Raw genomic sequence first — 12689 nt, 5'->3', positions numbered from 1 at the left:
TTTGGGGCTGGGGCGCCGCCCAAGGCAGCGCCCCAGCCCCTAAAATCTCGTTTTCCTCTTCCCGCGGCCCGAAGGGGCCGTGGGAGGGGAGCTTCACGTTGATCACCAATACGCGAGGGATGACTTTTCGAGGCTACCCTTTTCGCTCGAAGAACATCACGTATTCGTGTTTGAAGATGTAGAAATTCCCCTTCAGAGCCCGGTAGCGCCAGAGATGATAACGTCCCCGCTTGCCCCGGTTCTCCTGGATGTCCTTGACGCAGATGCTTTTCAACCGGAACCCATGCCGCAGCACCCGTTCCATCGTCCGGAAGCCTAAGGGGATCCATTCCCCGCGGGCGTATTTGTCCCCGATCACCAGCACCAGGAACCGCCCGGGGTCCAGAAGCGGGGCGAAGTTCTCCACCACCCGTTCGAAGGCCTCGTAGAATGCTCCTTCATCGAGCGCATTCGACAGATCCCGCGGGTCCTCGCTGAACCGAATGATGTCGTGGTAGGGCGGGTGGAGGATCAACAGCTGCGCGCCGGCGAACCCCCAACGGCCCATCGTCTCCTGAACCCGCTTCACCGTTTCCGGATCCGTGCTGTCGCCGATCAGGACCTCCGTCTGGACGTTATGGGGGTTCTCCTCCAGGGCCACCAGCCAGCGGGCCCGCTCCGCCACGCCGGGGACCAGTTCCACGCCAATCGCGTGGCGGCCCAGCCGCCGGGCCTCAATCAGCGTGGTGCCCAGCCCGGCGAACGGGTCCAGGACTAGATCGCCGCGTCGGGTGAAGCGTCGCATCGCCTGATAGGGGATCTGAGGGACGAAGTTGCCCCAATATTCCGGGGTGTGCATCCCATGGTTGGCCCGCGGACCCAGCATCCACAGGCTGTCGGTGATCAGATCTTCGTATTCCTCCCAGCGCTCCAGGTCCAGGTCGTGGATGGCTTGGCCTTTCATGGATGGCTTCTCCGGATCACCCAGCCGCTCTGCCGCTGTCTTTATATCCTGATCCTGTTTGGAGGGCCGTTGTAGCAAGCAACGGTGTTCAGAGAGTCCGTGACCCGACCACTCGATTTCCTGTCCCCTCTCCTGGATCCGTTATTCCTCGCCAGGGCCAGGTTCACGAAGGTCTGCCCGGCGATCACGCGGCGCAACAGCCGCCCGTATCGATCCACATCGGACACATCCCGGACCAGATAAAGGGCGCCCCCGGAGACCAGGCGCCGGTTGGCACCAGCCGCCTGGGCAAAGCCTATTCTTACCTACCCATCCGGATTCAGCCACGGCGTCGATGTTTCCTCGTGGCATCTCATCGAGCGGTGAAGCCCTCGGCACAAAAAAGCGCCCCAGGCACTGGGCTCCAGCCTGGGGCGCTCGGGAAAGGTGGCGAGGGTGGGACTCGAACCCACAACCCGCCGATTATGAGCCGGCTGCTCTGCCACTTGAGCTACCTCGCCTGAGGCATTAATAATTATAAATCCGCGTTCCCCCCACTGTCAAAGGATGCTTTCCCTAAGTCGCCCAAGAGGAAGCCGAGCAACTCCAGGATCCACATCGGCGGAGATCCCCTGTCGGGCCTACATGCGCTCCAGAAATCAAGCAACTCCTATTCCCCTACCACTACCATACCGTTCTGACCGTTCTGAGCCATGGGGAGGAATCCCTCTGCAGAGGACGAACATTAACCGAGCTCATCCCAATCGATCTTCGGCAGGCCATACAAACCGGCCTTCAACACCTTCAGGGAGAGCAGAGCACACTTGATGCGCGCCGGCCCTAGGGGGATCCCCAGCATCTCCAGGATGTCCTCTCGGGTCAACCGGCGAGCTTCCTCCACCGTGGCCCCCTTGATCCGCTCCGTCAGCATGGAGGCCGACGCCTGGCTGATCGCGCAGCCCTTCCCGGAGAACCGCACGTCCACAATGCGCCCATCCTGCACTTTCAGGTCCATCCGAATGCGATCCCCACACAACGGATTGTCGTCTTCGTAGGAGATATCCGCATCGGGCAGCTCGCCGTAATTGCGGGGATTCTCATAATGATCCAGAATGATCTCCCGGTAAAGATCTTCCATGACGACTCGCCTCGCTGGAAAAGGAATGGGCTCCAAATATCACGCTCGGAGGAAACCCTGAGCTCCTCCGGATTTCTTCTATCGCCATGTGCAACTTTCAAACTCTCCCGCAGGTTTTGGGGCTGGGGTGCCGCCTTCGGCGGCGCCCCAGCCCCAAAGAGATTGTTTCTCCCACCTCCTCGGGGCCTCTAGAGCCCTGGGGAAGGGGAAGAAGGGGGGAGAGGGGCTCAGCCTGCCTTCCTCTCGAAGGCGCTGGGATTGGACTCACCACCTGAAGTTGCCCATGGCGCTTCCTTCCCGACCCCGGGGACCATAGCGAGAGGAGCGATCCACAACCCCTCCTCGCTCCGAACGGCTCCAGATGGGAGCTACGATTATCATATCACAGCCCTTCCATCCCTTCGTCTTTGCGGCTTTCCGGTTCGGACGCCCCCCATCGAACCCACAGCGTGTGGTTCGCCCCATCCAGTTGGGCGATGCGATCCAAGGCGGACTCCAGATCCACCTCCGGAAGGGGACGCTTCATCCCATCCTCCCTCGCTTTCCCGGTGAACAGCAGATGCACGCCCAGGCCTGCAGGATGGAGCGCCTCTCGTGCCGCGTGGGCCAGGAAGATTAACCCCGCCTTCCCCGCCCCATAGGCCGCATGAAGGCCTCCGCCGTTCAAGACCGAATAGGGAGCCAGGAACCCGAACGCTCCGCGCCGCCGTTCGATCATCGCAGGAGCCGCCGCCTGTAGCAGGTTAAAGGCCCCTTTCAGGATCACCGCGATCGTCCGGTCCCATTCGTATTCCCCCATCTCCAGCACGGAGCGATGGGGATGGACCTCTGCGTGGTGGATCACCAGGTCCAGCCAGCCCCAGCGCGCCAGGATCTCCTGGACCATCGCGCCGACGGCGATGCGGTTCGCCACATCGGCGTGGAAGGGCTCCGACGATCCTCCCGCTATCCGGATGCGTCCTGCCACCCGTTCCGCCGCCGCCGGATGGATATCGTTCGCCACGACGTGGAAGCCCCGCGCGGCCAACCCGACGGCGATGGCTTCCCCCAGCCCCCGACCCGCGCCGGTGATCAGCGCAATCCCCGCGAGGTCTCCCGCCTGTGATCGAGACATGATCGCCCTTTCTTTGGTCCGTGTCCAAGCGAAGTTTGAGGGGAAGGTTCTTAGACATGGAACCGGAAGTGGAGCACATCCCCATCCTGGACCTCGTAATCGCGCCCCTCGATCCGCCACAGACCTCGTTCCCGGGCCGCCTGGGGAGATCCCGCTTCCACCAGAAGATGCCAAGGGATGACCTCCGCCCGGATGAAGCCGCGCTCCATGTCAGAGTGGACCCGTCCTGCAGCCTGCTGGGCCCGGGTTCCCCGCGGGATGGGCCACGCCCGCACCTCGTGGCCTCCGGTGATCGTAAAGAACGTGATCAAGCCCAGATGGGCGTAAGCCGCCCGGATCAGGCGATCGAGGGCGGAGCCTGAAAGCCCCAGGCTTTCCCGATAGGCCTGCGCGTCGGCTTCCGGCCACTCATTCAGGGCGGCTTCCAGCTCCGCGCACACCACTAGGAAGGGGCTGCCCTCCTCGGCGGCCCGACGAGCCAGCTCCTCCGCCGCCGTGCCATCCTCCGGCAGATCCTTTTCCGCCACGTTCAGAAGGATCAGACGGGGCTTATCCGTCAGCAGAAAGAGCTCGCGCAACAACTCATGCCACGCCGACCGCCCCCGCCATGTCCGGGCCGGACGTCCCGCCTGGAGATGGGCCGCCAGATCCTCTAAAGCGGCGATGGTTTCGGCGAACGCATGGGGATCCGCCTTGGCGGCTTTGCGGGTCTTCTCCAGACGTCGCCGCACCGTCTCCAGATCCGCCAGCGCCAGCTCCAGATCCAGCACCTCCAGCTCGGCCATCGGATCCACTTCCCCCAGCCCGGAAGGGACGTTGGGCGCATCGAAGCCGCGAAGCACCATCAGGATGGCGTCGACTTCACGGATATGAGCCAGGAACTGGTTCCCTAATCCCTCCCCTCGATGGGCGTTCCGCACCAGCCCCGCGATGTCCACCACCGTCAGTGTCGCCGGGACAATCCGTTCCGGTTGAATGAGCCGCGCCAGGGCCTCCAAGCGGGGATCTGGAACGGGAACCACGCCCCGGTGGGGCTCGATCGTGGTGAACGGATAGGGCGCCGTGGGGACCTGATGGCGGGTCAGGGCGTTAAACAGGGTGGATTTACCCGCGTTGGGCATCCCAACCAGACCGATCTCCATAGGCTCCTCGGAGGTTGAGGATTCCCGGGACGACGACCCGGCTTCGTCGATCCCCCGATCCCGGGTTTTGGGAGGCTCGGGGGCACGTCGGGCCGCTGAAGAGGAGCCCGCCTGCCCCCAGATCATCTCCCTCTGGGAACATTCTATCCCGGCGCATCCCCAGCGAGGAAGCGAGGCCCTCGAACACGAAGCGCTCACCCTCTCCGCCGGACCATTGCGCGGATCCCCGCGAAGCCCATCTTCGGATCCCTCAGGGAGGAACCACCGTGATCCGGACGGGAAGGAGGATCCCGTCTTCCCCCGAGCCCTCCACTGGAATCCGACCGCCGGGAGGAGAGCGGCGATAAAGGCCCACCTTTATGCGATAGATCCCGGGGGCAACCGAATCCGGAACCTGCAGAGCGTAGAAGTCGCTGTAGAGCCGGCCGGGAGTCCAGCGGGGAAGGGGCCAGAACGCCGGATGCTCGTGATCCTCCTGGAAGACCTGAACATGCCCCGATTCGTCGTCTGGGAGGACATGCACGTAGACGCTCAGAGGCTCGGTCACCGGGTGGAGGACTCGAAGCCAGAGCGTCAACCCGATGCGGTCACCCGGCTGCACGACGCTCGCCTGCATCGAGAACGCGACCAGCTCGATCTGACCCTCGAACCGCTGGCCCACGCAGACCCGTCCGGGATCCCCGCAGAACGGCTGCTGGAGGGCCCGGATCCATCCGAAGGCGACGATGGCGTTCAGGGCGATCATCCCGGCCAGCAATCCCCAGGGGACGCCAACTTCCAACTCGGATGGGATCATCTGCCATCTGGCCCCCGCGCGACCGCGCGTGAACCCCCACAAGCCCAGGCCGAACAGGGCCAGGATCCCGATCCGCACGCCCCACGCCACCGACGAAGGGATCCCCTGGGCCTCCAGGCGATGCAGGGCAAGCACCCAGTCTGTCCCATTCAGAAGGAAGCGCCACTGGCCCAGGATAGGGGATGCCTCGGGCTGGAACCAGATGCGAGGGATATCCGGATAGCCTCGATCTCCGAATAGCCAAGAATGAAAGGCATTATGATTTGTCAGAATCCCGGGAAGCTCGATGAGGAAGCCTAACCCGCCCAGTCCCAGGGCGACCCTCCGACCGGATGGCGAATCGAGAGCGCCCCCGGAGATCAGAAGCAGAAAGGGGATGACGGGGACCAAAAAACGAGGTCCCCACGCCCATCCCCCGTGCCAGGCCCACCATTGGCCGTATATCGCCAGATATCCTGCCAGCAACCCAGCTGCCGCCAGAACGATCCTCCGATCTGAGGGCCAGAGCCGCGCAGCGCCCGGGAGGGCGAGCAGAACGGGCGGGGCGTAGAACAAAAGGCCCCGGCCGGGGCTGATGAGCAATCCGGGAACGCCCTCGAGAAGCGAGGACGTGAAGCCCTCCCCCTGATAGCCGTGAAGGAGAGGGCTGCCGAAGCGATAGGTGTTGTGCCAGATCAGGATGGACAGCGGGATCCCCAAGCCGATCCCCCACCATCCCAGGGACCGAAGACGCTCCTGCCAGGTCCGGCCGCGGAGCAACAGGTATAGTCCTGCGGCGGGCAGGGCGGCCCCTGCCCCCTCTCGGGTCAGCACCGCCCAGCCGATCGCCAGGCCGCCCAGGGCGATCCCCACTGAGCCGCTGGAGCTCATGAGGCGGAAACCGAGCAACAGGCAGAACCCAATCAGGGCTTCGGCGAAGAAGAGCCGGGCGTAAACCGCCGCCGGAGTCGCCAAGGCGAACAGCCCGATGATCCACAGCGCCGCCCGGACGCCCCACAGCCGGGCGGCCCACTCATACAGCAGCGCCCCCGTTCCCGCCATCGCCAGCGCTGGCAACATATTCACGAACAGGCGGGTCGGCGGAGATCCCGACCCCCCAGCGAGGCGCCCGGCGGCATAGAAGGGGACGGCGAATAGTGGCTGCCCCAGGTTATAGCGGATAAACCATCGCCCATCCCATCCGGTCTGAACGAATCCTCGCTCGATCAGCCATTCGATATGAGACGAACCGGAGAGAAGGATCGCCGCACTTCCCTCTTCTACCAACGCGGCCGTCGCCCAGTAAGCGACCTCCCCATCGATCGTTCCGAAATCGGTCCCCGGAGTCAGCGCGAGAAACAGTGCCGCGAGAAGCAAGCCCACCGACCACGCTGGGGGATGAAAGGTAGGATCCCGCATCGTGCTCCTTATGTCGCGAATATCGGGAGATCAAGAAGCGGAGGATTCCTCGAACTCAACGAGGCGGGGGGGCTCCTGCGCCTGTTCCATCGCCCGTGCCGTCCGCAGGGCGGCCAGAGCCACCTCCAGCATCCCATCATCTGGCTCCCGGGTGGTCAGCCGTTGCAGCCAGAGATTCGGGGCGGAGAGGGCAGCCACCAGCCGCACATGCTGGTATCGTGCGCTGAGCCATAGCGCTTCGTAGGCGAGGGCGGCCAGGACCGGAAGGAGGGCCAGTCGGAGGGCCAAGCGTTCCATCAGGGTGGAGCTGGGCAGGAAGGCGAAGAGGATGGCCGCGATCACGACCACCGTGAGAAGGAAGGCCGTGCCGCAGCGGGGATGGGCGGTGGGAAACGGACGCGCCCCGGCGATGGTGAGCGGAGCCCCCGCCTCCAGCGCGTGCACGACCTTGTGCTCTGCGCCATGATAAGCGAACACCCGGCGGATCTCCGGATGACGCCCGACCATGGCTAAGTAGCCGATCACCAGCCCTAGGCGGAAGATCCCCTCCAGCGTGGTCCGGATCCATGAGGACAGCCCCAGCGCCCGCTCGATCCCCTCCGCCAGGAACGCTGGCAACAACAGGAAGATCCCCAAGGCCAGAGCAAAGGAAACCGCGATGGTCAGCCAGGCCAGGGGGCTGTCCCGGACCTCTTGAGCCTCGCTTTCCCCTGCTGCAACCATGGCGGAGAACCAGAGGGCCTCCATGCCCCAGCGAAGAGTCTCCCACAGGATGAACACGCCCCGGAGGAGGGGCCAGCGCTGCCACCTCCGTCGGGGCGGAAGGGGCATGGAGCGGAGGACGATCCGCCCATCGGGGGCCCGCACGGCGACGGCGATGCCGGCCGGCCCGCGGATCATCACCCCTTCCAGAACCGCCTGGCCGCCGTATCGAAGGGTCGCGCGGGAGATCAGAAAGCCGATTCCCATATCGCCCACCGCCCGGGAGATTCTCAGGCAATGTCTAAGAAGATGTCGGCCGGGGGATCCCTTCCCAAGCCTCCTCACATCACCACCTGGAGCTGAGATCCGTTCGCCGTTTTGCGGACCTCGATGCGGACCGGGAAGGCGTCCTGGAATTCCTCGAGGTGGGAGATGATGAGCACCGTTGAGAACTCATCCTTCACCGCGTTCAGCGCCTCGATCAGCCGTTCCCGGCCGGCCTGATCCTGGGAGCCGAACCCCTCATCGATCACCAGCAGCCGCAGCGGGGTTCCGGAGCGGCGGGCCAGGACGCGGGAGAGGGCCAGGCGGATGGCGAAATCGACCCGGAACTTCTCGCCGCCGGAGAAATTCTCATAGGGACGTTCCTCTCCTTCATCCGAGATCAGGATGTCCAGGGTCTCCTGGACCGTGCCGCTCTTCGTCTCCCGCTGGGAACGGAAACGCACAGTGAGCCGCCCATCGGTCAACCGCTGGAGGATCCGGTTGGCCTCCTCCTCGATTTCCGGAAGGATCGCCTCGATGATCATCGCGGGGATCCCATTCCGGCTGAAGGCAACCTGCAAATCCCGATAGAGGCCCTTTTCCTCCTCCAGGCGGATTTTCTCGTTGCGCAGGCTCTCCAGCTCTTCCTCCAGGCGATCGCAGTTCTCCAACCACTGCTTCGCCGCGATCATTCGATCCCGCGCCTCCCGCTCCGCCCGACGTGCCACCTCTACCCTTCGTTGTGCCTCAGGAAGCGCCTTCAACCGCTCCTCCAGATCCTTCTCTTCAAGCTCCAAACGCCTCTGCTCTTCCTGCAACCGATCCTGGCGTTCGATCTCCACGCGCCGAAGCTCCTCCAGACCCCGGAGGGCCTCTTCTTCCTGTGGGATCCTTTGCTCCGCCTCCTGAAGGCGACGCCAGTCTTGTGCCGTTTCCTCCAGCTCCCGGACCCGGCGAAGGAGGGCATGATGGGCTTCGATGTCGTAGCCCAGGGCTTTCAAGGCGGAATCGATTTCCTGAAGGGCAGCCTGCGCTTCCGGATCCACCCGGTCTTCCTGGAGCCGTTGTTCGATCTCCTGGAGCTCCCGTCGTCGTTCCTCCAGGCGATCCAGCTGCCCCTGGATCTCGGCGAGCTCTTGGCGGATCTGCTCCAGGCGAAGCTCCAGCCGGGAGAGCGTCTCCAGGGCGCGCTGGCGATCCTCGAGCTTGGCTTCCAGCTCCGATTGCGCCTGCTCGAGATTCTTAAGGCGGGCCTGATTCTCCCGATAGCGATCGCCCCGATGGCGGCCCTCCCGTTCCCATTCCTGTTGAAGGCGCGTCCGCTCCATCTCCGGGAGCGGACGCCGGCAGGTGGGACATTCCGCGCCGATCCGTGAGATCGCCTGGATCCGGGCTTCCAGATCCTTCATCTCCTGATAGAGCCGCCGGTTTTCGTTTTGAAGCTCGCCCCGTTCGGTCTGCAAAGCCTGCCACTGTTCCTTCAGCGCGCGGATCTCCTCCTCCAGGGCCGCCCGTCCCCTCAACGGTTCCTGAAGGCGGGCGGCCTCCGCTTCCAGTTCCGACTGGCGTGCGGCCCGAGCGGCGATGGCCTCGACCTCCGCCTGCAGTCGTTGTCGCTCTCCCTCCAGCCGCTCCCGGGCCACCGCGATCCGCTTCTCCAGCTCCGCGCGGCGCTCCCGGAGCGCGCTGGCCTCATGGGAGGCCTCCTCCATGCGCGCAAGCGCCTCCCGCGCGCGCTGGAGCTCCTCCCACGCCGCCGCAATCGCCTCCCGACGGGCCGTCAACTCACGCCAGCGACCCAGAGATTCCTGAAGCTGGGCGATCTGCTCGGTCAGGCGGGCCAGATGGCGCTCCATCTGCGCTCGCTGCCCTTCCAGCTCGAGGAGCCGCTCCCGCACCATGCGCGCCCGCTCCTCATCCCGTCGTAACGCCTCCCACTCCCGCTCCGCCGCCTCCCGCTCCTCCTGCCGAGCCAGATGCTCCGTGGAAGCCTTCCGAAAGGCCGCCTCGTATTCGGGCCGTCGCTGGAGCTCCCGTTCATGCTCCTGGATCCGCCATTTCAGGCCCTCCAGCTCGAGATCGATCTGGCGGATCTTCGCCTTGGCTCTTTCCTCCAGCTCCGCCCATTGATCCAGCCGCAGAATGTCGGCCAAGACCTCTTTGCGCTCCGCCGCTGTCTTGGTGGTGAACTCATCCGCGCGCCCCTGGCGGATGAAGGCGGAGTTCACGAACGTATCGAAGTCGATCTGAAGGGCCTTATTGATCTCCTCCTGGGTTTCGCGGATTCCGGAGCCGGATAGGACACGATGGCGGGGCGCCAGCATCTGGAAGTCCAGCATAACGTTCCCCTTCCCCCGCCGTCGGACCCGGGTGACTCGATAGACGGCCTCTCCGAGTCGGAACGTCAGGCTCACCCGGGCCTCCTTCTCCCCGCGATGGACCAGGTGATCCTGATCCCGATCCAGGCGCGAGGTTCTGCCCCACAGCGCCCAGGTGATGGCGTCCAGGAGGCTGCTCTTGCCCGCGCCGTTCGGCCCCACCAGGGCCGCCATATGCAGGCCGGTGAAATCCAGTTCCCCCTCGCGGTAGCTTAGGAAATTCTTCAGCTCCAATCGCACCAGCTCCATGGCGCCCTCCCCGGATTCCCCCGAATCCTGGATCTCGGGCAAATCCGCTGATCCCCCGATCCGGGGAATTCAGGGGCAGGCCGCCTTCGGCGGCCCATCCCCCGTCTTTAATCCTCCCCTCTCGCGAATAATTGCTCCGCCGCGCGCAACAATCGGGCCCGCCGCTCCGGATCAGGCGGCGGGTCCCGGGACTCCAGATAGCGCTCCAGCAACTCCATGGGGGTAAGCCGCTCGACTTCGCCCAGCGCAATCCGGAGGCGACTGATCTCCTCTCTCTCGATGCGAATGCCAGAGACATAAAACGCGCCCGCTTTCTCCAGCTCCTCCCGCAGCCGGGCCTCCCGCAGCCCTTCCATCTGCTCCGGGCGGATGCGCACGTGCACCCGTACCACCGCTTCGCGGACCGAAGAAGCCGCGCGGCGGATCTGGGCGATGGCGGCCATCTCCGGGTCGGAGGCGTTCCGGAGATCGATCGAGAGCGTTGTGAAGCGGCGGGCCGGAAGCTCCACGAAACGCCACTGGGCATCCCCTCGCCGCACCTCGACCCAGCAGAACCCCTTGGGCTCCTCCTCCTCCGTGAAATCCACCCGCTCCACGCTCCCGCTGTATACGATGGGGGGAGACCCGTCGCCCACCACTTGATGCTTGTGGATGTGACCCAAAGCCACGTAGTCGATCGCCGGGTGCTGAAACATCGAGGGGGGCAACACCACATCGTAGCCGATCATCACCTGGCGCTCGGAACCATAAGTGGCTCCCTCGATGGAGAAATGGCCCGCCACGATCGTCGGCAGGGCCGGATCGATCTCCGTTTCCAGCATGCGCTGCAACAGCAGATGGAGCGCCTCACGGAGCTTGTGATCCAGCTCCTCCGCCGGGAGATTCCTCCACGCTTCATCCTTCAGGAGCCGCGCCCGCACCGGGAACGGCATCGAGATCAGCTGAAGAGGGCCCCGACGGGTCCGAATCCGGTGCACCGCCTCCCGACGTCCCACCATCAGGTGATCCCCCACCCGCAGAAGGGGCCGGAACTCCCCGAAGATATCCAGAGGGGTGGCTCGCTTCTCCATTCCCGGCAGATCGTGATTGCCTACCAGCAGGAACACCGGGATCCCAGCTTCCAGCAGTCGGCGGAGCCGGGCGGCGAACTCTCTCAAATGGGTAGGGGAAGGATCCCGGTTCTTGAAGGCATCGCCGCAGAAGAGAACCAGATCCGCTTCCTCGCGGATCGCATGCTCCACCACGCGATCGAAGGCCTGCAGGAAATCAACCACCCGCCGGTTCAGGCCGGTCTGGGGATCGATCTGGCCGTAGGCCTCGATGCCGATATGCAGATCCGCAAAGTGAAGCACCCGAATCGGTTCGCTGGCCATGGACGCTCTCCAGCGGAGCAGTGGAATTAGGCGATCCGCCCTTCAGCGGCGCCACCGACGCCACCCCCAACGGAGGATCAGGATGCTTCCCCAGATCCCGAAGAGAATGAACGTCCATCGGACTCCCGCAAAGAAAGCTTCCAGCAGAGCCTCTAACCCGAGGCCGTCCCTCGCGGAGGTCGGCACGCCCCCCGGAATCGGTGTAGAGGTGGGGCCTGGGGTGGCCGTGGGGGGGAGCTCAATCTGAACCGTTGGGGTCATGACGAACGGGCCGGTCGGCTCGGGTTCGATCGTCGGTGCCACCGCTTCCGTGGGGGTGGGCGTCGGCTGGGCGTTGGCGACCCGATATCCTGGAAAGAGGAAATCCCGGTGACCCCCGCCCTGATCCCACACGCGAACCAGGATCACATACTCCCCATCCGGGAAGAGCCGGGTATTCCATGTGGCCAGCACGGTGGGAGCATCTGCGCGGACCGGACGGCCTTGAACCAGCCAGCGCCACTCTTTTGTGAAATCCTGGGCGTCCAGAATGGCCACATCATATTTGGCGAAATTCGGATGAGTAGCGATCCCGACGATATCCACGGTGCCCCAGACCGGCTGATCCCGGGAAGGCGAGATCACCTGGGCCTGGAAATCGCTCTGGGCCCTCGCTGGGTTGGGGGGCCCCAGCCCGAGAAGGCCGATCAGGGCCAGCCCGATCCCCAGGGCGACCTGCAGAAGGCGGGAGCGATCCGCCCGGATCATCGCCCATGTCCAGCCGTCTGGATCCCGGCGCTTCCCCAACGCCATGGAGAGCTCCCTCATCGATGAAGCCCGCATGTGGCGCAGGCATGGGAAGCACATGCTGCGCAGCCGGTGGGGCCGGCGACCATTTTCCCATCGCTGATAGCGGCGAAGAGGGAGATCAACCGGCCGGTCCGGGGACTGCCACATTCCGCGCATGGGGCCGGCTCATCCGCCTGGGCGATCCCACGAAGGAGCTCGAACTTCGCGCCGCAATCCCGACAGAGATATTCATAGAGCGGCATAGGGGACGCCTCCGAAGGATATGGTTTTGGAAGGTTGGGGTGTGTGGAAGGTTGGGGTGTGGGGCCGGGGGCCACCCGCCCCCGGCCCCACACCCCAACTACCACCACTCAGGAGCCCGTGGGTGGCGCCGGCTCTTACACCGGCGCGGTCGAAAGGTTTATAAGCCCCAACAAACCTCCCA

10 protein-coding genes and 1 tRNA gene are annotated in these 12689 nt (G+C 64.6%); all 11 read right to left on the bottom strand.

What is annotated here, in order from left to right; translation table 11 throughout:
* Positions 1 to 133 precede the first annotated feature (133 nt).
* Positions 134 to 943: a class I SAM-dependent methyltransferase gene (locus NZM16_RS01740; RefSeq protein ID WP_295450743.1), complete on the bottom strand. Its 810-nt coding sequence runs from the start codon at positions 941 to 943 to the stop codon at positions 134 to 136.
* A 427-nt stretch (positions 944 to 1370) separates the two neighbouring features.
* A tRNA-Met gene (locus NZM16_RS01735) sits at positions 1371 to 1443 on the bottom strand.
* A gap of 224 nt (positions 1444 to 1667) precedes the next feature.
* Positions 1668 to 2060: a Fe-S cluster assembly sulfur transfer protein SufU gene (gene sufU, locus NZM16_RS01730; RefSeq protein ID WP_295450742.1), complete on the bottom strand. Its 393-nt coding sequence runs from the start codon at positions 2058 to 2060 to the stop codon at positions 1668 to 1670.
* A 382-nt stretch (positions 2061 to 2442) separates the two neighbouring features.
* Positions 2443 to 3174, bottom strand: a complete 732-nt coding sequence (locus tag NZM16_RS01725; protein ID WP_295450741.1) for an SDR family NAD(P)-dependent oxidoreductase — start codon at positions 3172 to 3174, stop codon at positions 2443 to 2445.
* Positions 3175 to 3224: 50 nt separating this feature from the next.
* On the bottom strand, positions 3225 to 4316 hold the full coding sequence (ychF, locus tag NZM16_RS01720; RefSeq protein ID WP_295478097.1) for a redox-regulated ATPase YchF: 1092 nt from the start codon (positions 4314 to 4316) through the stop codon (positions 3225 to 3227).
* A gap of 250 nt (positions 4317 to 4566) precedes the next feature.
* On the bottom strand, positions 4567 to 6510 hold the full coding sequence (locus NZM16_RS01715; RefSeq protein WP_295478094.1) for a hypothetical protein: 1944 nt from the start codon (positions 6508 to 6510) through the stop codon (positions 4567 to 4569).
* Between the two features lie 30 nt (positions 6511 to 6540).
* Positions 6541 to 7479: a DUF1385 domain-containing protein gene (locus NZM16_RS01710; RefSeq protein WP_295478091.1), complete on the bottom strand. Its 939-nt coding sequence runs from the start codon at positions 7477 to 7479 to the stop codon at positions 6541 to 6543.
* A 74-nt stretch (positions 7480 to 7553) separates the two neighbouring features.
* On the bottom strand, positions 7554 to 10103 hold the full coding sequence (locus NZM16_RS01705) for an SMC family ATPase (RefSeq protein ID WP_295478089.1): 2550 nt from the start codon (positions 10101 to 10103) through the stop codon (positions 7554 to 7556).
* A gap of 107 nt (positions 10104 to 10210) precedes the next feature.
* Positions 10211 to 11476 carry an exonuclease SbcCD subunit D gene (locus NZM16_RS01700; protein ID WP_295450731.1) on the bottom strand — a complete coding sequence of 422 codons (1266 nt, stop codon included), beginning with the start codon at positions 11474 to 11476 and terminating at the stop codon, positions 10211 to 10213.
* 42 nt (positions 11477 to 11518) lie between these two features.
* Positions 11519 to 12268, bottom strand: coding sequence for a hypothetical protein (locus tag NZM16_RS01695; protein WP_295450729.1), 750 nt, complete (start codon positions 12266 to 12268; stop codon positions 11519 to 11521).
* 11 nt (positions 12269 to 12279) lie between these two features.
* Positions 12280 to 12507, bottom strand: coding sequence for a zinc ribbon domain-containing protein (locus tag NZM16_RS01690; protein ID WP_295450727.1), 228 nt, complete (start codon positions 12505 to 12507; stop codon positions 12280 to 12282).
* Positions 12508 to 12689 lie beyond the last annotated feature (182 nt).

The organism is Thermoflexus sp., from assembly GCF_025055495.1.
In the GTDB taxonomy this organism is placed as follows: domain Bacteria; phylum Chloroflexota; class Anaerolineae; order Thermoflexales; family Thermoflexaceae; genus Thermoflexus.
The sequence above is the reverse complement of the archived record's forward strand: the minus strand, read 5'-3'. Positions and strand labels throughout refer to the sequence as shown.

Coding starts and splice junctions, on each gene's coding strand:
- NZM16_RS01740 (WP_295450743.1), bottom strand. CDS start 943: ATGAAAGGCCAAGCCATCCACGACCTGGACCTGGAGCGCTGGGAGGAA.
- sufU (WP_295450742.1), bottom strand. CDS start 2,060: ATGGAAGATCTTTACCGGGAGATCATTCTGGATCATTATGAGAATCCC.
- NZM16_RS01725 (WP_295450741.1), bottom strand. CDS start 3,174: ATGTCTCGATCACAGGCGGGAGACCTCGCGGGGATTGCGCTGATCACC.
- ychF (WP_295478097.1), bottom strand. CDS start 4,316: ATGGAGATCGGTCTGGTTGGGATGCCCAACGCGGGTAAATCCACCCTG.
- NZM16_RS01715 (WP_295478094.1), bottom strand. CDS start 6,510: ATGCGGGATCCTACCTTTCATCCCCCAGCGTGGTCGGTGGGCTTGCTT.
- NZM16_RS01710 (WP_295478091.1), bottom strand. CDS start 7,479: ATGGGAATCGGCTTTCTGATCTCCCGCGCGACCCTTCGATACGGCGGC.
- NZM16_RS01705 (WP_295478089.1), bottom strand. CDS start 10,103: ATGGAGCTGGTGCGATTGGAGCTGAAGAATTTCCTAAGCTACCGCGAG.
- NZM16_RS01700 (WP_295450731.1), bottom strand. CDS start 11,476: ATGGCCAGCGAACCGATTCGGGTGCTTCACTTTGCGGATCTGCATATC.
- NZM16_RS01695 (WP_295450729.1), bottom strand. CDS start 12,268: ATGGCGTTGGGGAAGCGCCGGGATCCAGACGGCTGGACATGGGCGATG.
- NZM16_RS01690 (WP_295450727.1), bottom strand. CDS start 12,507: ATGCCGCTCTATGAATATCTCTGTCGGGATTGCGGCGCGAAGTTCGAG.